At 60.7% G+C, this 22,254-nt stretch carries 19 protein-coding genes and 1 riboswitch; of the genes, 9 read left to right on the top strand and 10 right to left on the bottom strand.

The window, feature by feature from the left end:
* Positions 1 to 198 precede the first annotated feature (198 nt).
* Positions 199 to 750 (top strand): cytochrome b, encoded by a 552-nt coding sequence (locus AC6CIA_RS12440; RefSeq protein ID WP_498312347.1) that lies wholly within the window; start codon positions 199 to 201, stop codon positions 748 to 750.
* 32 nt (positions 751 to 782) lie between these two features.
* Positions 783 to 1,361 carry a YceI family protein gene (locus tag AC6CIA_RS12445; protein ID WP_339528079.1) on the top strand — a complete coding sequence of 193 codons (579 nt, stop codon included), beginning with the start codon at positions 783 to 785 and terminating at the stop codon, positions 1,359 to 1,361.
* 68 nt (positions 1,362 to 1,429) lie between these two features.
* On the opposite strand, the gene rhlE2 is transcribed toward AC6CIA_RS12445, so the two are convergent.
* The 5 genes from rhlE2 to ahcY form a co-directional block, all read right to left on the bottom strand.
* Positions 1,430 to 3,307 (bottom strand): RNA helicase RhlE2, encoded by a 1,878-nt coding sequence (gene rhlE2, locus AC6CIA_RS12450; RefSeq protein WP_498312349.1) that lies wholly within the window; start codon positions 3,305 to 3,307, stop codon positions 1,430 to 1,432.
* 221 nt (positions 3,308 to 3,528) lie between these two features.
* Complete coding sequence (locus AC6CIA_RS12455) at positions 3,529 to 4,332, bottom strand: substrate-binding periplasmic protein (RefSeq protein WP_498312351.1); 804 nt, start codon at positions 4,330 to 4,332, stop codon at positions 3,529 to 3,531.
* A gap of 74 nt (positions 4,333 to 4,406) precedes the next feature.
* Positions 4,407 to 5,489: a hypothetical protein gene (locus AC6CIA_RS12460; RefSeq protein WP_498312353.1), complete on the bottom strand. Its 1,083-nt coding sequence runs from the start codon at positions 5,487 to 5,489 to the stop codon at positions 4,407 to 4,409.
* 79 nt (positions 5,490 to 5,568) lie between these two features.
* Positions 5,569 to 6,414, bottom strand: coding sequence for a methylenetetrahydrofolate reductase [NAD(P)H] (gene metF / locus AC6CIA_RS12465; RefSeq protein WP_339528087.1), 846 nt, complete (start codon positions 6,412 to 6,414; stop codon positions 5,569 to 5,571).
* A 199-nt stretch (positions 6,415 to 6,613) separates the two neighbouring features.
* The gene (ahcY, locus tag AC6CIA_RS12470) at positions 6,614 to 8,023 is read right to left on the bottom strand and encodes an adenosylhomocysteinase (protein WP_084378523.1); all 1,410 of its coding nucleotides are present in this window, start codon (positions 8,021 to 8,023) and stop codon (positions 6,614 to 6,616) included.
* A 21-nt stretch (positions 8,024 to 8,044) separates the two neighbouring features.
* A riboswitch (S-adenosyl-L-homocysteine riboswitch) is annotated at positions 8,045 to 8,151 on the bottom strand.
* A 198-nt stretch (positions 8,152 to 8,349) separates the two neighbouring features.
* Between ahcY and AC6CIA_RS12475 the strand changes: the two genes are divergently transcribed.
* The 4 genes from AC6CIA_RS12475 (at position 8,350) to AC6CIA_RS12490 (ending at position 12,395) form a co-directional block, all read left to right on the top strand.
* The gene (locus AC6CIA_RS12475) at positions 8,350 to 8,754 is read left to right on the top strand and encodes an acyl-CoA thioesterase (RefSeq protein WP_339528091.1); all 405 of its coding nucleotides are present in this window, start codon (positions 8,350 to 8,352) and stop codon (positions 8,752 to 8,754) included.
* Between the two features lie 99 nt (positions 8,755 to 8,853).
* The gene (locus AC6CIA_RS12480) at positions 8,854 to 10,833 is read left to right on the top strand and encodes a patatin-like phospholipase family protein (RefSeq protein ID WP_498312356.1); all 1,980 of its coding nucleotides are present in this window, start codon (positions 8,854 to 8,856) and stop codon (positions 10,831 to 10,833) included.
* Between the two features lie 71 nt (positions 10,834 to 10,904).
* A complete protein-coding gene (locus AC6CIA_RS12485) occupies positions 10,905 to 11,789 on the top strand; it encodes a formate/nitrite transporter family protein (RefSeq protein ID WP_498312358.1) in 885 nt (294 codons plus the stop codon).
* 219 nt (positions 11,790 to 12,008) lie between these two features.
* Positions 12,009 to 12,395 carry an MAPEG family protein gene (locus AC6CIA_RS12490; RefSeq protein ID WP_084378519.1) on the top strand — a complete coding sequence of 129 codons (387 nt, stop codon included), beginning with the start codon at positions 12,009 to 12,011 and terminating at the stop codon, positions 12,393 to 12,395.
* 60 nt (positions 12,396 to 12,455) lie between these two features.
* Here the strand turns inward: AC6CIA_RS12490 and mltA are convergent, their stop codons facing one another.
* Positions 12,456 to 13,643: a murein transglycosylase A gene (gene mltA / locus AC6CIA_RS12495; RefSeq protein WP_498312360.1), complete on the bottom strand. Its 1,188-nt coding sequence runs from the start codon at positions 13,641 to 13,643 to the stop codon at positions 12,456 to 12,458.
* A gap of 126 nt (positions 13,644 to 13,769) precedes the next feature.
* Here mltA and AC6CIA_RS12500 point away from each other — a divergent pair, with 126 nt between their 5' ends.
* Positions 13,770 to 14,219, top strand: a complete 450-nt coding sequence (locus AC6CIA_RS12500; RefSeq protein WP_498312362.1) for a c-type cytochrome — start codon at positions 13,770 to 13,772, stop codon at positions 14,217 to 14,219.
* Between the two features lie 30 nt (positions 14,220 to 14,249).
* Here the strand turns inward: AC6CIA_RS12500 and AC6CIA_RS12505 are convergent, their stop codons facing one another.
* From AC6CIA_RS12505 to AC6CIA_RS12520, 4 genes are all read right to left on the bottom strand, one after another.
* Positions 14,250 to 14,642: a DUF1090 domain-containing protein gene (locus tag AC6CIA_RS12505; protein ID WP_339528102.1), complete on the bottom strand. Its 393-nt coding sequence runs from the start codon at positions 14,640 to 14,642 to the stop codon at positions 14,250 to 14,252.
* Between the two features lie 81 nt (positions 14,643 to 14,723).
* Entirely contained in the window at positions 14,724 to 16,406 is a 1,683-nt protein-coding gene (gene ligB / locus AC6CIA_RS12510; protein ID WP_498312364.1) for an NAD-dependent DNA ligase LigB, read from the bottom strand.
* A gap of 163 nt (positions 16,407 to 16,569) precedes the next feature.
* Positions 16,570 to 17,760, bottom strand: a complete 1,191-nt coding sequence (metK, locus tag AC6CIA_RS12515; RefSeq protein ID WP_498312366.1) for a methionine adenosyltransferase — start codon at positions 17,758 to 17,760, stop codon at positions 16,570 to 16,572.
* A gap of 19 nt (positions 17,761 to 17,779) precedes the next feature.
* Positions 17,780 to 18,775 (bottom strand): ArsR/SmtB family transcription factor, encoded by a 996-nt coding sequence (locus AC6CIA_RS12520; RefSeq protein WP_498312368.1) that lies wholly within the window; start codon positions 18,773 to 18,775, stop codon positions 17,780 to 17,782.
* A 272-nt stretch (positions 18,776 to 19,047) separates the two neighbouring features.
* On the opposite strand from AC6CIA_RS12520, the gene tkt reads away from it, so the two are divergent.
* Both tkt and epd read left to right on the top strand, forming a co-directional pair.
* Positions 19,048 to 21,045, top strand: coding sequence for a transketolase (gene tkt / locus AC6CIA_RS12525; RefSeq protein WP_498312370.1), 1,998 nt, complete (start codon positions 19,048 to 19,050; stop codon positions 21,043 to 21,045).
* Between the two features lie 142 nt (positions 21,046 to 21,187).
* Positions 21,188 to 22,252, top strand: a complete 1,065-nt coding sequence (epd, locus tag AC6CIA_RS12530) for an erythrose-4-phosphate dehydrogenase (RefSeq protein WP_498312372.1) — start codon at positions 21,188 to 21,190, stop codon at positions 22,250 to 22,252.
* Positions 22,253 to 22,254 lie beyond the last annotated feature (2 nt).

The raw sequence follows: 22,254 nt of genomic DNA on the forward strand, positions 1-22,254 counted from the left end.
TGTCACAACCCATTGCAGGTGAATTGGATGCTGTAGCAGGACGGTCTGTCACGTTTAGCCCGGATAGTCCTTAATCTCTGGTTAATTTATTGTTTCTAGGCTCAAGATCGTATTTCTCGATACTTCAAAGCAAAATTTTCCGCTTTATATCGATAGATATAGCGTTAGTCTTGAGCATGGCTTTTGGGGATATGGGTAATGCAATTACGAAATTCATCGGCTCGCTATGGCTGGGTCAGCATTGTTATGCACTGGGGCGTGGCCCTGGTGGTATTCGGCCTGTTCGCGTTGGGCCTGTGGATGGTCGGTCTCGACTATTACAGTGCCTGGCGCAAAGAGGGGCCTGACTTGCATAAAAGCATCGGGATTACGTTGTTCGCCGTGATGCTGCTGCGCATTGTCTGGCGCTTGCTCAGCCCGCCGCCGCCAGCGCTGCCCAGCTATAGCCGCATGACCCGTATTGGCGCGGCGTTTGGCCATGCGTTGCTGTATATCGGGCTGTTTGCAGTGATGATTGCCGGCTACCTGATTTCCACCGCCGACGGTGCGGGGATCCCGGTGTTTGGCCTGTTTGACATTCCCGCCGTGGTTTCCGGTCTACCGGACCAGGCCGATGTCGCCGGCGAGGTGCATTTTTACCTGGCCTGGGGGCTGGTGATCTTCGCCGGCCTGCATGGCGTGGCGGCCCTGAAACACCACTTTATCGATCGTGATGCGACCCTGGCTCGTATGCTGGGGCGCAAAGCCTGATGTTCAACCTCGACTCACAAGGAATAGAAAGCATGTTGAAAAAGACTCTCGCCGCTCTGGCAATCGGTACCGCTCTGCTGTCTGCCGGTCAGGTGATGGCGGCTGACTACAAAATCGACAAAGAAGGTCAACACGCCTTTGTCGATTGGAAAATCAGCCACTTGGGCTACAGCTTCATCAACGGTACGTTCAAGGACTTCGACGGTACGTTCACTTGGGATTCCGCCAAGCCGGAAGCCAGCAAAATCGCGGTCGACCTGAAAACCGCCAGCTTGTGGTCTAACCACGCCGAGCGTGACAAGCACATTGCCAGCGCTGACTTCCTGGATGTGAAGAAGTATCCGGAAGCCAAGTTCGTCTCCACCAGTGTCAAACCCACCGGCGAAAAAACCGCTGATGTCACGGGCGACTTGACCCTGCACGGTGTGACCAAACCTGTCGTGTTCAAGGCTGTATTCAACGGTGAAGGCAAGGATCCATGGGGCGGCGAGCGTGCAGGCTTCAACGCCAAGACCACGCTTGACCTGAACGACTTCGGCATCAAAGGCCCAGGCCCGACGTCGCAGACGCTGGATCTGGACATCACGCTGGAAGGTGTCAAGACGAAGTAACTTTCGTCCGGCACACAAAAATGCCCCGCATCTTTCGATGCGGGGCATTTTTTATGACGCCTTGAAAATCAGCGGTTGCGGGTCAGCAACGCTGGCTTTTCACCACGCGGACGGCCCGGCAGTTGATCCAACTGCTCAGGGGTCGGAAAGCGATCGGCTTTCGATTCCTTGTGGATGATCTTCGGCGCAGGACCGCCACGCGGGTTCTGCACGGCCGGCTCGGATGAACGTGGCTGATCATCGCGCGCCGGGCGGCGATTGCGCGAGTCTTCGCGACGGGCCTGGCCGTCACGCGGAGCACCGTTACGTGGACCATTGCGCTTGGCTGGCGGCGTACCGGTGGTGCTGCCGTTGCTGCTGCGTGGGCCGTTCTGGCGACCTTGCGACTGGCCGTTACGCGGCGCGCCTGAACCCGCGCCCTGTGCCGGGGCGCCTGGACGGCGACCGCGATCCTGGGCCGGCTTGGCCTGGGGCACGTAGTCCACGCGGTTACCGAAGTTATCGATATCGTCGTCAAGAAACTCGTCCGGGGCACGGTCAGCGGCGGCGCGGGGCGGTTGGCTTGGCTGGCGCTGTTCGCGGGCCGGGGTGCCTTCGCGGGGCTTCTGCTCACGGGCCGGGCGTTCGCCACGGCTGTTGGTCGAAGCCTTGTCCTTGCCGCCCTTGTCCTTGCCCTTGTCACGGCGACCACCGCCACCACCGCCGCCGTTCGGGCCATCGCCCTTCGGTCCGCGTGGGTTGCGTGGGTTACGCACGTCAGGACGCTCGCGTACTTCCGGTTTTTCGGCTTCCACGGCGCTGGCATCGAAGCCCATCAGGTCGCCGTCGGCGATTTTCTGCTTGGTCATGCGTTCAATGCTTTTCAGCAGCTTTTCTTCGTCCGGCGCGACCAGGGAAATGGCCTCGCCCGAACGCCCGGCACGCCCGGTACGACCGATGCGGTGCACATAATCTTCGTCGACGTTCGGCAGCTCGAAGTTGACCACGTGCGGCAATTGGTCGATATCCAGGCCGCGTGCGGCGATATCGGTGGCGACCAGGATGCGTACGCTGCCGGCCTTGAAGTCGGCCAGGGCTTTGGTCCGCGCGTTCTGGCTCTTGTTGCCATGGATCGCCACAGCGGTGAGGCCGTGCTTGTCCAGGTACTCGGCCAGGCGGTTGGCGCCGTGCTTGGTGCGGGTAAAGACCAGTACCTGTTCCCAGGCGCCGGCGGTGATCAAGTGGGCCAGCAATGCACGCTTGTGGCTCGCGGGGAGACGGAACACCCGCTGCTCGATACGTTCGACCGTGGTGTTCGGTGGCGTGACTTCGATGCGCTCGGGGTTATGCAACAACTTGCCCGCCAGCGCGGTGATGTCGTTGGAGAACGTTGCCGAGAACAGCAGGTTCTGACGTTTGGCCGGCAGTCGCGCGAGGACTTTCTTCACGTCGTGCACAAAGCCCATGTCGAGCATGCGGTCGGCTTCGTCGAGCACGAGGATTTCGACGTGAGACAAATCGACGCTGCCTTGGCCACACAGGTCGAGCAGGCGACCCGGGCAGGCCACCAGCACATCCACACCGCGGGACATGGCCTGGACCTGTGGGTTCATGCCGACGCCGCCGAAGATGCAGGCGCTGACGAACTTCAAGTCGCGGGCATACACCTTGAAGCTGTCATGCACCTGGGCGGCGAGTTCGCGGGTTGGGGTCAGGACCAGTACGCGGGGTTGGCGCGGGCCGTGACGTTGGGACTTGTCCGGGTGACCGCCAGGGAACAACCGCTCCAGGATAGGGAGGGCGAAACCGCCGGTTTTACCAGTACCTGTCTGCGCCGCAACCATCAGGTCGCGACCTTGCAACACGGCGGGGATGGCCCGCTGTTGCACCGGAGTAGGCTCGGTATAGCCCGCTGCCTCGATGGCGCGGACTAAAGCCTCGGAGAGACCGAGGGAAGCAAAGGACATGAGTAATCCTGTTTTAGTTAGGGCTTGGCCCAAAGGGATAATCTTGCCGGGAGTGAATGGCGTTTAGAGGAACGCAATCCCGTCCGGTCCAGCTGGGGCTGACAGCACCTCGAAGGCTCGCGCGGGCGGTGAAAGCTGCGCAGTAGCTGCATCGGGGGGCGTTTTGTCGACCCAACGTCCGGGCGTAAGCCTGGCGGAAAGGCCGGAGTATAACAGAGCAATCAGCGTGCGCTGCTTTCCTGCTGCTCAACGGTTTGCTCCAAAGGCGCTGATAAGACCATTTTTTTACTGGAACCTGCGTATTTTTCGCTCAAGGCCGCGTAGGCGGCGGTTTGCTTGAAGCGCTTGAGTTCGGCGCCAAAGCGCTGGATCAACAGGTCCATGCCGGCTCCACGGCGTACGGCGAGGAACTGTTGCTGGCTGCTGATCACCTTCGGCGCCTGACTGATCTGTTTCTCTAGCCCAAGCATTTTTATCGCATGCTGGCCGACCCGGCGATCGGTGATCAGCAGGTCGATCCGCCCACGGGCCAGCTTGCCGAAGTTGGCCTCATGGCTGGGGGCTGGCTCGCGAGTGAAGAGCCTGGACTCGCGGAATTCGGCGCTATAGAGGTAGCCGGGCGAGGTGCCGATCGTCAGGCCCCGCAGATCATCCAGTGTCTGGAACGGGTGAGGGCGCGCGTTGGCGTAGAACATCACGAACTCGACCTGGGACAGCGGTTCGCTGGGGTAAAGCAGTAGATTGTCTCGTTCGTGGCTGTGAAAAATATCCAGCGCGCCGTCGGCGTGGCCTTGTTCAAGCATCGCCAGGCAACGTTTCCAAGGCAGGAACTGCCATTGCACGTCGATCCCCAGGCGCTGGAAGATGATCACGGTGGTCTCGTAATCGAGCCCGCGCATCTTGCCATTTTCTTCGTAGACGTAAGGGGCCCAGGGTTCAGTGACAATGCGCAGTTGTTCGCCTTGGGCGGTGAGGCTCAGGCAAGCGAAGAGAACAGCGGACAACAACCGGAAAATGACGGGCATGCCCTGAGGTTACGACGCTCTCCGGTTAAAGAGAAGCTCTGGCATGGGTATCTTCAGCGAGCGCTAGTGAATCTTCAGTGTGACGAAGACTTCATCAGGTGTTCATAGATGGCGCGGCGGCGCTCCCCGAGGATCAGGCGCACGACGGGGTTGGCGAACCAGTGTTCCAGCAGATGGGCGTCGATCGGGCGGCCCTGGCGCTCTTCCTGGTTCTGGCGCGCCTTGTCCCACCAGACCGGGCCACAGGCCTGGTCGAACTCATTTTCATGTTCATAGCAGCCATACAGGATTTCGCGGATGAACTGCTGCTGATGCTTGGGCAATACCAGGGTGATCAGCTTATACATCATGCGCTGCAGGCGCGGTGGGCGCGGCAGGTGGGCGGAAACCTGGCGAGTGTCGTCCAGCGCCGCGGGGCAAGTGGGGTCGGCTGCGTGCTTGGCGATCCAGGCCTTGACCTTGGCACGGAACAGTTGCTTGCGGCTCCAGTAATGGTGAATCAAGTCCGGACATTCGCGCACCTTGAGCGTGCGGTAGGCGGCGATGGACAGGCAGAACTCTTCCAGGGTGTACGCCCCTTGGGCATGGGGGAAGAGTTCGTCCATCAGCTCGATGGAACGGTCGAGGATATGTGCGTCCTGTTGCGTCAGGCCCATGACCCCGGAATTGAGGGTCATCATCTCGTCGTCGGCCACGCCCATGTCCAGCAGGCGCTGGCGCAATGCGCTGTACAGGATGCTTTCGTGGTTATCGCCGTACTTGGTGTAGAACGCGTTGCACAGCAGGGTGCCCGGCTGGACTCGCTCGAACAGCGCCATGGGCGAGTGATGGAAAAAGGTGTCGGTGTCGATCAGCAGTGCCAGTTCCGACTCGGAAAGCACTTGGCGCAGCACCACGTGTTTGGTACGGAAGTGATACCCGTGGGGCTCGCTCCAGCGTTTGCGGGTGGCTTCATCCAGCGCTCGGACGCGCACCGGCAACAGCCGGTAGGGCTCGGGGTTGTCGCTGAAAACCTGGATATCGAGAACGGCGTCCGGTGTGTCCCGCAGGTTGGCCAAGGCGCTGGCGATGCTGAATACCGCCTCCTGATGATAAGTCTCGGCGCCGAACACCAGGTAAACCAGCTGCGGGCGGGGAGTCGAGGACGCTGTATTCATGGACTGCGGGTTTCCGTTGGCATGTAGAACGACAAAGGCCCTCGTATCAAGAGGGCCTGGGTACAGCACAAAACGACCCTTAGCGTGGCAGCTTGAGGTTGTTCCAGACGGCCAGGCTCGGTTCGGCCTGGTTCAGGGTATAGAAGTGCAACCCTGGTGCGCCACCTTGCAGCAAAGTTTCACACATTTCGCTGATAACCTGTTCGCCGAATGCCTGGATGCTTTTGACATCGTCACCGTAGGCTTCCAGTTGTTTACGCACCCAGCGCGGGATTTCCGCGCCGCAGGCGTCGGAGAAACGCGCCAGTTTGCTGTAGTTGGTGATCGGCATGATGCCCGGGACCACTGGAATGTCCACACCCATGGCCTGCACACGCTCGACGAAGTAGAAGTAGCTGTCGGCGTTGAAGAAGTATTGGGTGATCGCGCTGTTGGCGCCGGCATTGACCTTGCGCACGAAATTCTGCAGATCGTTTTCGAAATTGCGTGCCTGGGGGTGCATCTCCGGATAAGCGGCCACTTCGATATGGAAGTGATCACCGGTCTCTTCACGAATGAAGCTCACCAGGTCATTGGCGTAGCGCAACTCGCCGCTGGCCATGCCCATGCCGGATGGCAGGTCACCGCGCAGGGCGACGATGCGCTTGATGCCGGCAGCCTTGTACTGGGTCAGCAGGCCGCGCAGGTCGTCCTTGCTGTCGCCCACGCATGACAAATGCGGTGCGGCCGGGATTTTGACTTCGCTTTCCAGCTGCAGCACGGTGTTGATCGTGCGATCACGGGTCGAGCCGCCCGCGCCGTAGGTGCAGGAGAAGAAATCGGGGTGGTAGCTGGCCAACTGCTTCGCAGTTGCCATCAGTTTTTCATGCCCAGCATCGGTCTTGGTCGGGAAAAACTCGAAGCTGTAGCGACGGTCTTGGGACATGGTTTTATCCTTGGAAACTCAAAAAGCCTGAAGGTGTTCACCGTCATTGTGGGACCGGGCTTGTATGGAGCGGGCTTGCTCGCGAATGCGGTGGGTCAGTCGTGACTGCTTTGACTGACACTGCGCTATCGCGAGCAAGCCCGCTCCCACACAAGCGGTTCCCACACAGGCCCGCTCCGACAGGGGGAGAGCTGGTTACTTAGTAGCGGTAGGCGTGCGGCTTGAACGGGCCTTCAACGGTCACGCCGATATAGTCGGCCTGAGTCTTGGTCAGTTGGGTCACCACGCCGCCGAAGCCACGGACCATTTCCAGGGCCACTTCTTCGTCGAGTTTCTTCGGCAGTACTTCCACGGTCAGGCGCTCGGCTTTCTGGGCCGGCGACAGGTCGGCGTATTTCTGCTCGAACAGGAAGATCTGGGCCAGGACCTGGTTGGCGAACGAGCCATCCATGATGCGGCTTGGGTGACCGGTGGCGTTGCCCAGGTTTACCAGGCGGCCTTCGGCCAGCAGGATCAGGTAGTCGTCGTTCTGTGGGTCGAAATCGCCCGCGCCGGTACGGTGAACCTTGTGTACCTGCGGCTTCACTTCTTCCCATGCCCAGTTCTTGCGCATGAAAGCGGTGTCGATTTCGTTGTCGAAGTGACCGATGTTGCAGACCACGGCGCGCTTTTTCAGGGCCTTGAGCATGTTGGCATCGCAGACATTCACGTTACCGGTAGTGGTCACGATCAAGTCGATCTTGCCCAGCAGGGCCGCGTCGATGCTGGCGGAGGTACCGTCATTGACGCCGTCGATGAACGGCGAAACCACTTCGAAACCGTCCATGCAAGCTTGCATGGCGCAGATCGGGTCGACTTCGGAGACCTTGACGATCATGCCTTCCTGGCGCAGCGACTGGGACGAACCCTTGCCCACGTCACCGTAGCCGATCACCAGCGCCTGCTTGCCCGACAGCAAGTGGTCGGTGCCGCGCTTGATCGCATCGTTGAGGCTGTGACGGCAGCCGTACTTGTTGTCGTTCTTGCTCTTGGTCACCGAGTCGTTGACGTTGATGGCCGGGATTTTCAGCTCGCCCTTGGCCAGCATGTCCAACAGACGGTGTACGCCGGTGGTGGTTTCTTCGGTCACGCCGTGGACGCGGTCGAGGATCTGCGGGTACTTCTTGTGCAGCAGCTCGGTCAGGTCGCCGCCGTCGTCGAGGATCATGTTGGCATCCCATGGCGCGCCATCCTTGAGGATGGTTTGCTCCAGGCACCACTCGTACTCTTCCTCGGTCTCGCCTTTCCAGGCGAAAACAGGAATGCCGGCAGCGGCGATGGCGGCAGCGGCCTGGTCTTGCGTCGAGAAAATGTTGCAGGACGACCAGCGCACTTCGGCACCCAGGGCAACCAGGGTTTCGATCAGCACGGCAGTCTGAATGGTCATGTGGATGCAGCCGAGAATCTTCGCGCCCTTGAGCGGTTGCTCAGCAGCGTATTTGCGGCGCAGCCCCATCAGGGCCGGCATTTCGGATTCGGCGATAAAGGTCTCGCGACGGCCCCAGGCAGCGAGGGACATGTCGGCGACTTTGTAGTCGTTGAAATCTGCAGGCGTGTTTACAGCGCTCATGAAGAGCCTCCATTCGTAGTGTGCGAATGGGCGCCGTTGTGCGTTTAGTATCCAGCCAGGACAACCAGGCCGGACAACGCCCCATCCGAGCCTGACAGGCCAGGCCTGCTGCAGCGCCCCTCGGACAGGTGGCGGGAGAACGGTATCAATCGACGATGACCGTTGTGAAACGGGGGCGATTATAGCCGTGTACGCGGTACTTCCCAAGCCTTTCTGTCGGCGGCATGCAGTTCGCTCATGGGGTTGATAGGCAATGGCGCATAGAGCTTGGGTCCGGGCTCTGCCATGATGTTGCCCATCATTTCGCCAGACGCTTTGGAGTGACCATGAACTTCCACACCCGCAAATGGGTAAAACCCGAAGACCTCAACCCCAACGGCACCCTGTTCGGCGGCAGCCTGCTGCGCTGGATCGATGAAGAAGCGGCGATCTATGCCATCGTCCAACTGGGCAACCAGCGCGTGGTGACCAAGTACATCTCCGAAATCAATTTTGTCAGTGCTTCGCGCCAGGGCGACATCATCGAGCTGGGCATTACCGCCACCGAGTTCGGTCGCACCTCTATCACGCTGATGTGTGAAGTGCGCAACAAGATCACCCGCAAGAGCATTCTGACGGTGGAAAGGATGGTCTTCGTCAACCTGGGTGAAGATGGCCTGCCCGCGCCCCATGGGCGTACCGAGATCAAATACGTCAAGGATCAGTTTCAGGACGAGGCGCCCGGCCAGTAACGGACGGCATCGGTTTTTTGCGACTGGATGATTCTGCACGGATCATTCCCGCACGCGCTCACCACACTTAGGGCTACCCCTTAAGGAGAGCGCGTGTTTATGAAGGTCCTCGCCCCAACTCATGTTCCACCGCCGGGGCCGCAATGTTCAGCTGTAGACCGCCAGGACGTCCTCGGTGCGGGGCTGGCAGTGCCGCTGCTCGGCAGTCCGATAAATGCGCTTGTTCGTCCTCGGGGCTCAAAAACCTCGTTGTTGGAGGGCGTGGGCGAGCGCAAGCTGGATCTCAGTCGATACAGCAATGGCGTGGTGGAACTGCTGGTATCGCCACCGGCCGTTTCGCGGTTGGTGCTCAGTGGCGGTGGCGCCAAGGGTATCGCGTTTCCCGGGGTGGCCCAGGCGCTTGAGGATAAGCACGCGCTAGAGGGCGTCCAGGTGATTATCGGTTCGTCTGCGGGGGGGATTTCAGCTGCGCTGCTGGCCAGTGGCATGGATGCTGAAGCGTTCGATACGTTATCGGACACTATTGAGCTTCCCAAGCTGTTGAACAGTAAGACCCCGGTTGTCGCCTGGCTGCAAAATGCCGGTTCGAGTCTCGGCAAAGTGCTAGGGCGCCTGCCGGGCCCGGTGGGCAGCTACTCGCAATTGCTGCTGACCCTGCTGCCGCGCCTGCAGTCAGATGCCGCGCCCCTGGAAACCCTGGTGCGCACTGAATCGCGGCACGCCGTGCTGGCCCATATCGCCCGCCTTCCCGAAAACCGCCGTGCGGCAGAGATAGTCGCCATCGCTGGCAGGCTTGCCGCAGGCGGCACCACCACGTTCCGCGACCTGCAGGTGTTGAGTCGGCATATTCCGGCGATCAAGCAACTCAGTATCACCGGCACGGGGATGTTCGACGGACGGCCACAGTTGGTGGTGTTCAATGCCGAGCTGACGCCGGACATGGATATCGCCCATGCCGCTCATATCTCTGGCGCGCTGCCGATCCTGTTCAGCTCGCCGGTTGAACAAGGCCAGCCATTTCAGGCGGCGACCGAGAAAGTGGCCTTTCAAGACGGCGGCATGCTCCTCAATACACCGGTCAAGGAGCTGTTCCAGCGATCTTTCGCCGAAAGCCTGTTGAACCGGACTGAACAGTTGATTATCAAGTTCGAGTCCGAAGTGCCGTTGAAACCGGTGGTGCGGGTCGGGTTTGCCAGCAGCCTGACCGACTGCATCAGCGGCGTTCCCTGTACGGCGGCCAGCGAGCTGAAACGCGCCAGATTGAAGGCCTTCGCTGACCAGACCGTGACGCTGCCGTTGAACGGTGAAAAGGGTGATTTTCGAGGCTGGCTCAATGGCACGGTCAATTTCACGATGCCCAGCGCGGTGAAAGACCATTTGCAAGAGCTCTCCCGCCGCGCCGTCGACGCGCATTTGCAGGCGCGCGCCAGTGTGCGTGAACGGCATCTGTTCGAATCGCTGGACGCCGCGGTACTGGCCATGGATGACCAACTGTTGGCCCAGGCGGTGAATCGGCTGCAGGAAAGCGGGGCATGCACTGACGTGCTGCGGTTCCGGCACGACGCGTCGCTGGCGCTGCATGCCGTGGAATCCGCCATCGTCCAGGCCAACGCGACGCCAGCGCTGCTGCTGACACCCGGGTTGGCGCGGGCGTTGCGTAATCTGGATGCGCTTGCCAGTTGTCCGGAGCAGGTCGAATGGTTGGGCCAAAGGCTCAATACCGCGGATAACCGCAACTATCAGCAGTTATTGCAATTCAGTGCTGTGCAGCCGACGGCTGTGTCCCATGTCATGGCCCGCGCGGTGGCCGAAATGCGCAGACGCGACATCGCGGTGATTGCCGATAACTTCACGCGGGAGGTGATTTATCCGTCGCTGTTTCGCCCCGGACAGCCGGATAGCAACATCGCCTTGCTGCGGCGCGCCGAGCAAAACCTGGCGCGGGCCACCACGGCTTCTCAAATCAATCAAGTGCTCGATGGCATCGCCGAGCACTACGTGGCGCGCAATCGGCCCTGGAAAAAAGTGCAGCACTCCACCACTGTGGAGATGGCCAAGGCCTGGCGCATGCGGGCTTGACCAAAGCTGCAGTGAACAGCTTCGGATCCAGTCTGTCGTAGCTACAGGCCTCCCTTGGATTCAGGAATATTATGGTCACCCAAACAGACGACAAGTCCGCCGACCTCTCCGCGGAAGAACAGCAGGATGTGGACAAGAATCAGCCGCCCCGGGCGGCGGTTCTGCATGAAATCATTCGCACCCAGGGGGATCAGGAGCTGGAGCGCAGCGTTGCCGCGCTGTGGTGGTCGGCGTTGGCCGCTGGTCTGACCATGGGCCTTTCACTGATGGGCATGGGCTTGCTCACCGCACGCCTGCCGGACGAGGAAACTTTCAAGGTCATCAGCAGCTTTGGTTACTGCGCAGGCTTTTTGGCGGTGATTCTGGCGCGCCAGCAATTGTTCACCGAAAACACCCTGACCGCGGTATTGCCGGTGATGAGCAAGCCGACGCTGGCCAACGCCGGGCGACTGCTGCGGTTGTGGACGGTGGTGCTGGTGGGCAACCTGTGCGGCACGTTGTTGGTCGCTTATGTGATTTTGCATCTGCCGCTTTTCGATGCCAAGACCGACCTGGCTTTTCTGGAGATCGGGCGCAAGGTCATGGAGAACGACAGCGGCCAGATGTTTGCCAAGGGTATTGTCGCCGGGTGGATGATCGCGACCATGGTGTGGATGATCCCGTCGATGGAAAGCGCGAAGGTCTGGATCATTATTCTGATCACCTACTTCATGGCGTTGGGTGACTTCACCCATATTGTCGTAGGTTCGGCGGAAGTCTCTTACCTGGTGTTCGCCGGCGAGTTGCCGTGGGAAGATTTCTGGCTGGTGTTTGCCGGACCGACGCTTGCCGGCAACATTATCGGTGGCAGTTTTATCTTCGCCCTGATCAGTCATGCGCAGGTTCGCAGTGAAAGCAGCGTACCCAAGCCGACGGCGGAGCCACCGCAAGCGCAGCGCTCCAAGAAGGTGCCGTGAGGCGAGACGAAGGCGCACATGCAGCGTGTTCCGGGCAAGTGAGCTAGTGTCTAAGCTGCCGCGCTGTGGGCGGACCGAATGATCCGGGTAAGTTGTCAGTTAGGTGATACCGGAAGAACCTTTCGGCCGGCCGCGCCTCATAGCGTGTGGGCGGGAACTGATCGGCATGTGCGTGATGAAGTTCTGAGCGTCGGATAAAACCAAAAAAAGGAATGAGTAATGACAGTGGCTTTCTGGTGTGTGTTGATCGCAATTTTTCTGCCGTACGTGTGTACCGGCGTCGCCAAGTTCAGTGAGGGCAAGTTCGGGCCACGGCAAAACCATGACCCCCGGGCCTTCCTGGAAACGCTCGAGGGGTTTGCCCGGCGTGCCCACAGCGCGCAGCTCAACAGCTTTGAAGTGACCCCGGCGTTTGCCGCGGCCGTGATCATTGCGCACATGGCGGGCAACGCGGAACTGGTGACCATCAACGTGCTGGCGGTGCTGTTCATCACCAGTCGCTTGCTCTACATCATTTGCTACCTGGCGGACTGGGCAATATTGCGTTCGCTGGTGTGGTTTGTGGGCATGGCGCTGATTGCGTCTTTCTTTTTCGTATCAATGTAAAGGCTGGACGCGGTTCAGTCTGGGAGCGGCAAGTCACACCGCCGCTCCCGGATTTGCTCTTCAGCTTCCTGCAGGCGCATCCGGCACTTTGGGCAGCACCGCGCCTTTGGGCCACAGCATCCAGATCTGGCCTTGCTGTTTCATGTTTCCGGCCAGTTCACCCGCTGCATCGCCGGTGCCCCAGAACAGGTCGGCGCGGACCTCGCCGGTAATTGCGCCGCCGGTATCCTGGGCCGCCACCGGCCTGACGATCGGCGCGCCGTCGGGGCGCGTGGTCGACAGCCATAGCAGGCTGCCCAGCGGAATCACCTTGCGATCCACTGCCACACTGTAGCCAGCGGTCAGCGGCACGTTCAGCGAACCGCGCGGGCCTTCATTGCTGTCGGGGCGGGCGCTGAAAAACACGTAGCTGGGATTGCTCGCCAGCAGTTCCGGAATACGCTCGGGATGAGCCTTGGCCCAGGCGCTGATGGTGCCCATGGTCACGTCGGCTTTTTTCAGCTCGCCTTGTTCCACCAGCCAGCGACCGATAGGACGATAGGGAAAGCCGTTCTGATCGCCATAGCCCACGCGCAGTTGACGACCGTCGGCCAGCTGGATGCGACCAGAGCCCTGGATTTGCAGGAATTGCAGGTCCATCGGGTTGGTCAGCCAGGCGATGGGCTTGGCGCTGGAGCCTTGCTGGTTGATGGTACCGGCATCGTCGTAGGGTTTTAGTACGCGTCCTTCCAGGCGTCCGCGCAGACGCTTGCCCTTGAGTTCCGGGTAGATGCTCTCCAGGTTGACGATGATCAGGTCGTCAGGCACCCCGAACACGGGGACGTGAGCGGTATCGGTCTCGGTCAGGCTGCCCGGATACACCGGCTCGTAGTAACCGGTGATCAAGCCATTCGGCGTATCGTCCTTCGAGCGCAGGCTGTAGACATCCAACTGCGCCTTCAGGAACCCGCGGATATCGTTGGCGGTCGCCGGAACGTTGGTTGCCGCCGCGCAGGTGGTTCCCCAGATCGGGTCGTTCTTGAGCCGTTGACAGGCGCTGCGCCAGGATTCGAAGCCAGCTTGCAGGTCGCTGTCGGATACCACCGGCAAGGCGTCCCACGTGGTGCTGACATAGGTCGCGATGGCGTGGGGCTTTTCGGCTTCTGGTTTGGGTTGCGGGGCGTTGCCGCCGTCGCAACCGGCGAGCAGCGCGATCATCGGAAGAGCCCACGCCAGGCGGCGGCTCCAGGGGTTCAGCGGGACATTCATGCATGCAATTCCTGAGATGATCACCCGAGTCAGTGGCGGCTCCGGCAATCCATATTATTAATAGGGCTATTGGTCTTTGCGGGCGGGGCGGGGATACTGGCCGCCGTTTTCCGTGACTGAGCCACCATGACTTTTAAAAAACTGACGCTTGTACTGCTGGCCTGCCTGACCTTGTCTGCTTGCGGCGGGGTTGATCCCGATTCGCCGTTGGGCCAGCGCAAGGCGATTTTCAAGCAGATGCTCAAAACCAGTGAAGACCTGGGTGGCATGCTGCGTGGACGGGTGCCATTCGACGGGGCAAGATTTTCCGAGGGCGCGGTTGCGCTGGACAAACTGTCCCATGAGCCCTGGAAACATTTCCCGAAGGTGCGCGAAGAAGATCACACCAGCGCCACGGACGATGTCTGGCAAAAACAGGCGCTTTTCCAGGAACTGGCGCGCAACCTCGAGACGGCCACCGCTGAGTTGGTAATCGCCAGCCAGGTGCAGCCGTACAAAGCCAGTAACCTGGGGCCGGCGGTGCAGAAAGTCGAAGATGCCTGCAGCGCCTGTCATAAACAGTTCCGCAATCACTGAGTCGGCCCGCACAAGAAGAGCGTCTGCGACTTACTTGTCCAACTCGTTCAAGGCGTCCTGCAACTCCTTGCGGGACTCGGCGAGCTTGTCTTTGCGCTTGTTGATCTTCTCGGAGTCACCCTTTTTCATGGCCTTGTCGAGGTCTGCCTGGCGACGGCTGACTTCGTGCTTGGCATCGAGCACCTTGTTTTCACGCTCCTTTTTCAGGGAGGCGTCGGTGCAATGGGTGGTGACTTCGCTCAAGGCCTTTTCCAGGCCGGCTTGCTGTGCATCGTTGCCGTGGGCTTTTGCCTGCTCGATCTGAGTGGTGATGGCCTGGCGCTTGGCGGCACAGCCGGTCAGTTGCGATGCGGCTTCGTCGGCCAGCAGCGGTGTGCTCGCGAAGGCGGCGGTCAAGAGGGCGAGCGGTGCAAGAAATTTCATAAAGACTCCAAGGTAAACAAGGTCGCTGTAAGGTGAGCAGGATGGTTTCTGCCGGCACCGGTTAATCTGACTGATAGCGCGCTAGAAGCCATCTATTCCAATGGCACGTAATGTTTCGCCGATGGCCACGACATGCGGGTCGTGGAAAAACGCGCTCAATTGTACGGCGCGTCCCGGGCCGATTCCCGCTTCGGCTTGCCAGGCTCGAGCATCCCGAGTGGTCAAGGCATTCCAGCCGCCTTCCAGGTTATTGCGCGCAGTGGGCGGAACACCCAGAGCACTCAACCATTGTACGAATGGTCGCTGGCGGGCACTGCGCAAACTGGCAAGCAGGCGTTCGCTGCTTCGATCACCGAGTCCGTCAATGTTAGCAAGCTCTGCCTCATCAAGGTTCAACCAATCGACCAAGCCATTGATTTGACCGGCCTGGATCAGTGTGCTCCAGGTCTCGCGGCCAATATGCGGGAGGTCCAGCCCCTGATTGCTACTCAGCCAGGTCAAGCGCGCAAGTAGCTGTTCCTCGCAGCCCGGGATCAATTGCCAGCAGCTTAGAGGGTGAAAATCGCTCGCCACTGGCACCTCGACCTCGACCCGTGTCTGGCTGCGCAAGATGACTTGTTCAAGCCTTGGGATCACTTGGCCAGCAAGGCTGATGGAAACCTGATCGCCGGGACGGATATCCAGCTCCTGCCAGTGTTTCAAGGAGCCGACGCTGACTCGCCGGATCTGGCGGTCGTCCAGCAGCACCGGATCCAACTCCAGGATTGGCGTTATACGGCCCGTGCGGCCGATCTTGAAATTCACTTTTCTTACCTGCGCCAGGGCTTTGACAACCGGGTACTTCCAGGCGGCGGCCCAGTACGGCGTGCTGGCCTGCCAACGGTTGGCCGGGGCGCGTCGATTCTGGTGCAGCACGATGCCGTCTGTGGCGAAGGGCAGCGGATGGTGGTGCCAGAAAACGCGCCAGTAACGTGCGTCCTCGAGGTTGCCGATGGGTTGGCTATACCGCCGGCTGTCGCTGAAGCCCCAGCGTGCCAGGGTGTCGAGTTGCTCCTTGAGGTCCGCCGGCCCTTGGGGCCAGGCCCAGACAAACAAGCCAATGCCGGCGGCGTCGACGTCGCTGAGTTGCTGGCGGTTCATCAGCCCGGAAACTCTACCGCGGGCGTTCATGCCACCTTGTGTGCCCTGGACGTGATTGTCCAGGCGCCAATAAAGCTCGCCCTGCACCAACAGGTCGATGGGTTCGGGCAGTTTTTGCACAATCCCCGGAATCTTGCGCGCCGAGGCGGACCAGTCCTGGCCAAACACGCCGTCGCCACGACTGATGGCCTGGACCAGGTGACCAGCCCGGTAGATCAAGGTCACGGCCACGCCATCGACCTTGGGTTGGACCCACAGGCCGTCGCGCACACGGATCCAGTCCTCCACCGCAGGCTGGCTAGCGAGTTTTTCCAGGCCCGTGTGCGGGACCGGATGGCGCAAGGTCCCGCGAGAACTGGCCAGCGGATGGTCGGCGGGCGGCGCTTCCTGGGCAAAGCATTCGCGCCACTGGCCCAGGCGTTGGCGGGCCTGATCGTAAAGCTCGTCGCTGATCAATGAGCGGCCGAGCCGATGGTAATGGTCATCCCAGAGGGTGATCTGGCGCTGCAGCGCCGTTATCTCGTCCTTGGCCTGCGCGGGTGGCCAGGCCGGGCATTCATCGCTCCAGGCGAGGGCAGGGCACAGCAAAAGCAGCAGATAGATCAACAGTCGCGAGGTCATCATGAGCATCCTTGCTCGGAAAGGGTGCCCAGCCTAAGGCAAGCGAGCGCGGATAAAAAAGCCCCGCGGGCGCGGGGCTTTTTACCGGGTGTGTCTGCTGACTGGAACAGGCCACCCGAGACGTTGACGGTGCCATTGGGGTCGGCCTGGGGCAGGCCGACCCCGATTACAGGCCGGCAGCGGTACGCAGGTCGTTGGCGCGGTCGGTTTTTTCCCAGGTGAACGTGGTGAAGGTGTCGTCGCCAACGGTCTTCTGTTCAGGGGTACGGCCGAAGTGGCCGTAGGCCGCGGTTTCCTGGTACATCGGGTGCAGCAGGTCGAGCATGGTGGTGATTGCGTAAGGGCGCAGATCAAACACTTCGCGCACCAGCTTGACGATCTTGTCGTCACTGATGCGGCCGGTGCCGAAGGTATTCAGCGAAATCGATGTCGGTTGGGCGACACCGATGGCGTAGGACACCTGAATCTCACAACGCTCGGCGAGGCCGGCGGCGACGATGTTCTTGGCCACGTAGCGACCGGCATAGGCCGCGGAACGGTCGACCTTGGATGGATCCTTGCCGGAGAACGCGCCACCGCCGTGACGGGCCATGCCGCCATAGCTGTCGACGATGATCTTGCGACCCGTCAGGCCGCAGTCGCCCACCGGGCCACCAATGATGAACTGGCCGGTCGGGTTGATGTGGAATTGGGTGTCCTTGGTCAGCAGTTCGGCAGGCAGGACGTGCTTGACGATCAGCTCCATGACGCCTTCGCGCAAGTCGTTGTAGGAGACTTCCGGATTGTGCTGGGTCGACAGTACAACGGCGTCGATGCCGACGACTTTGCCGCCCTCGTAACGGCAGGTCACCTGGGACTTGGCATCTGGGCGCAGCCACGGCAACAGGCCGCTTTTACGGGCTTCGGCCTGGCGCCGCACCAGCTGGTGCGAAAAGGTGATCGGTGCGGGCATCAGCACCTCGGTTTCGTTGCTGGCATAGCCAAACATCAGGCCTTGGTCGCCGGCACCTTGATCTTCAGGTCTGGCACGGTCGACGCCCTGGTTGATGTCAGGCGACTGCTTGCCGATGATGTTCATCACGCCGCAGGTTGCGCCGTCGAAGCCGACGTCGGAGCTGGTGTAGCCGATGTCGGTGATCACGTCACGAACGATCTGCTCCAGATCGACCCAGGCCGAGGTGGTGACTTCGCCAGCGATGATGGCCACGCCGGTTTTCACCAGCGTCTCGCACGCCACGCGGGCGAACTTGTCTTCGGTAATGATGGCGTCCAGCACCGCATCAGAAATCTGATCGGCGATTTTGTCCGGATGCCCTTCAGACACGGACTCGGAGGTGAAAAGGGAGTATTCGCTCATCTCGAAGGTTTCCTGATATTTACCGATGGTGAGTGTCGCCAGCCGGCCGCTGAAAGTGGCGGACCTGAATCTGGAAACCATTACGTAAGCCTACGTAGAGGCTTTCCCCGGGAGCGAGTCCCGCAGCGGTGGCCCAACGGGCCAGATCGTCCTGTTCAAACCCCAACCATAGATCACCGCAGGCCTCCCTGGCCCAACTTTGGTTGTGGCTGCATAAATCCGTGACCAGCAAGCTGCCGCCCGGTTGCAACAGAGCGGCCATTTGCTTGAGGGCATCGGCCGGCGCGGCGAAATGGTGCAGGACCATGTTCAGCACCACGCAATCGGCCTGCAGGCCCACATTATTCAAGGCGTCGGCCAATTGCAGGCGGACATTGCCCAAGCGTTCGCGTTCGCACACCTGACGCGCCAGCTCCAGCATCGCCGGACTGTTATCCAACGCCGTGACCTGTTCAAAGCGGCGTGCCAGTTCCGGCAGGAAACCGCCGTCGCCTGGCCCGACTTCCAATGCCGTGGCGTGGGCGCTGAAGCTCAATTTGTCGAGGAGCGCCAATACGCTTTCGCGGTATTGCGCCAAGCCGGCGATCAAGTCCTGCTGGGCGCGAAACTTGTCCGCGACCCGTGAGAAAAAGTCCTGGCTGGCGGCGGCACGCTGCCCATGTACCTCGGCGATCCGCGATTGCACGTCGGCGGGCAGGGCCAGGTTGTCGACTTCTTCCAGCAGCGCGGCATGCAGCTTGCCACCCAATTGTTCGGAGTGGGGCAGGGCGCGGCGGTAGAAAATCGCATTGCCCTCGCGACGCGTCGCCACCAGATCGGCCTGGGCCAGCACCTTCAGGTGGTGACTCATGCCTGACTGGCCGATGGCAAAGATGCGCGCCAACTCCAGCACGCCGAACGAATCGTTGGCCAGCGCGCGCAATACATTCAGGCGCAACGGATCGCCGCCGGCCTTGCACAGGGCCGCCAGCTCATCGCAATCGTCGGGGCGAATGGAAGGCGCGGGTAAGTTCATAAGGCCAGCAGTCTAGTGACGGCTTTAAATCCTCGCAAGGCCAATATCAAAAAGTTTTGATATTGGTCGATAAGTGGCGGTTATAAGCAAGCGCTATAACCTTTAGACGAACGGCGGGAAGTGTTCGCCAGGGGAATGCAGTCCAAAGCACAGGAAAAACCTGCATAAGTCGCTATCTGTCATTGCCCGAAGGCGGTGGCTGAGGGAAAATGCCGGTCCTTTTTTCCGTTTCTTTTATTCACTCTCGATTCAATATCCGCAGGAGAACAGCGATGCCCAGCCGTCGTGAGCGTGCCAACGCCATTCGTGCCCTCAGCATGGATGCCGTGCAAAAAGCCAACAGCGGCCATCCCGGTGCCCCTATGGGCATGGCGGATATCGCCGAGGTACTTTGGCGTGATTACCTGAAGCACAACCCGAGCAACCCGTCGTTTGCCGACCGTGACCGCTTCGTGCTGTCCAACGGCCATGGCTCGATGCTGATCTACTCGTTGCTGCACCTGACCGGCTACGACCTGTCCATCGATGACCTGAAGAGCTTCCGCCAGCTCCACAGTCGTACCCCGGGGCACCCGGAATTCGGCTACACCCCGGGCGTCGAGACCACCACCGGCCCGCTGGGCCAAGGCTTGGCCAACGCGGTGGGCTTTGCCCTGGCTGAAAAAGTCCTGGCGGCGCAGTTCAACCGTCCTGGGCATAACGTCGTCGACCACCACACCTATGTGTTCCTGGGTGATGGTTGCATGATGGAAGGCATTTCCCACGAAGTCAGCTCCCTGGCCGGCACGCTGGGCCTGGGCAAACTGATCGCGTTCTACGATGACAACGGCATCTCCATCGACGGCGAAGTCGAAGGCTGGTTCACCGACGACACGCCAAAGCGTTTCGAAGCCTACAACTGGCAGGTGATCCGCAACGTCGACGGTCACGATCCGGAAGAGATCAAGATCGCTATCGAAACCGCACGCAAGAGCGAGCAGCCGACCCTGATCTGCTGCAAGACCACCATCGGTTTCGGTTCGCCGAACAAGCAGGGCAAGGAAGATTGTCACGGCGCCCCGCTGGGTGACGCGGAAATTGCCCTGACCCGTGAAGCGCTGAAGTGGAACCATGGCCCGTTCGAAATCCCGGCTGACATCTACGCCGAGTGGGACGCCAAGGAAACCGGTCGCGCCGCTGAAGCCGAGTGGGACCAGCGTTTCGCCGCCTACTCCGCGGAGTTCCCTGAGTTGGCCAACGAACTGGTGCGTCGCCTCGCCGGTGACCTGCCTGCCGACTTCTCGGAAAAAGCCTCGGCCTACATCGCCGAAGTCGCGGCCAAGGGCGAAACCATCGCCAGCCGTAAGGCCAGCCAGAACACCCTGAACGCCTTCGGTCCGCTGCTGCCGGAGATCCTCGGTGGTTCGGCTGACCTGGCCGGTTCCAACCTGACCTTGTGGAAGGGATGCAAAGGCGTATCGGCTGAAGACGCCAGCGGCAACTACATGTACTACGGCGTGCGTGAGTTCGGCATGAGCGCGATCATGAACGGCGTTGCCCTGCACGGTGGCCTGGTGCCTTACGGCGCCACGTTCCTGATGTTCATGGAATACGCCCGCAACGCAGTGCGCATGGCCGCGCTGATGAAAAAACGCGTGATTCACGTCTACACCCATGACTCCATCGGCCTCGGCGAAGACGGTCCGACGCACCAGCCGGTCGAGCAACTGACCAGCCTGCGTACCACGCCGAACCTGGACACCTGGCGTCCATCGGACGCGGTCGAATCGGCCGTGGCCTGGAAGCACGCGATCGAGCGTAAGGACGGCCCTACGGCGCTGATCTTCTCGCGTCAGAACCTGCAGCATCAGGAGCGCGATGCCGCCCAGATCGAAAGCATCAGCCGTGGTGGCTACGTGCTCAAGGACTGTGCTGGCGAGCCTGAGCTGATCCTGATCTCCACCGGTTCCGAAGTCGGCCTGGCCGTTCAGGCCTACGACAAGCTGACCGAACAGGGCCGCAAGGTGCGTGTGGTTTCCATGCCTTGCACCAGCGTGTTCGATACCCAGGATGCCGACTACAAGCAATCGGTGCTGCCGTTGCAGGTCAGCGCGCGTATCGCCATCGAAGCGGCGCATGCGGATTTCTGGTTCAAGTACGTGGGCCTGGAAGGTCGCGTGATCGGTATGACCACCTACGGTGAGTCGGCGCCAGCGCCAGCGCTGTTCGAGGAGTTCGGTTTCACCCTGGAAAATATCCTGGGCCAGGCTGAAGAGCTGCTGGAAGACTAAGGCTGTAGATTGGGGTGCTTGTACTGGCCCCTTCGCGAGCAAGCCCGCTCCCACATTTGGAATGCGTTTCAACTGTGGGAGCGGGCTTGCTCGCGAAGGCGGCGGTACATTCCCCCCTTTACCCAAGGTAATCGAGAACCCCATGCCTCAACCGCGTCGCTACAAAGTTGCACTCAACGGCTACGGCCGGATTGGTCGTTGCGTCTTGCGTGCTCTGTTCGAACGGGGAGCGACGGCGGGCTTTGAGATTGTCGCGATCAATGATCTGGCCGACATGGCCAGCATCGAATACCTGACACGCTTTGACTCCACCCACGGCCGGTTCCCCGGCGAAGTGCGGGTCGACGGCGATTGTCTGCATATCAATGGCGACTGCGTGCAGGTCCTGCGCAGTGCCACGCCCGAGGGCATCGACTGGGCGGCGCTGGACGTCGACCTGGTGTTGGAATGCTCCGGTGCCTACAACACGCGTGCCGACGGCCAGCGCTTTCTCGACGCCGGCGCACCGCGCGTGCTGTTTTCCCAGCCGATGGCCAGCGAGGCGGATGTCGACGCCACCATCGTCTACGGCGTCAATCAGGATTGCCTGAGCGGTGCCGAACTGCTGGTATCCAACGCCTCTTGCACCACCAACTGCGGTGTGCCGCTGCTGCGCTTGCTGGATCAGGCGATTGGCCTGGAGTATGTGTCGATCACCACCATCCATTCGGCGATGAACGACCAGCCGGTGATCGACGCTTATCATCATGAAGACCTGCGCCGTACGCGCTCGGCCTTCCAGTCGGTGATTCCGGTGTCCACCGGCCTGGCTCGCGGTATCGAACGCTTGCTGCCGGAACTTGCCGGGCGAATCCAGGCCAAAGCAGTGCGTGTGCCAACCGTGAACGTGTCGTGCCTGGACATTACGATGCAGACTGTCAGCGACACCGACGCCGGCGAGGTCAATCGGATCCTGCGCGAAGCCGCTACCCGCGGCCCGCTCAAAGGCTTGTTGGCCTACACCGAGTTGCCCCACGCCAGTTGTGATTTCAACCACGACCCACATTCGGCGATTGTCGATGCCAGTCAGACCCGCGTTTCCGGCCCACGGCTGGTGAACATCCTGGCCTGGTTCGACAACGAATGGGGGTTTGCCAACCGAATGCTGGATGTTGCAGAACATTATCTGCAAACCGCTTCAGCCCTTTCTGTCTCTCACAAACAGTAACT

This window comes from Pseudomonas sp. GQ91, assembly GCF_059758795.1.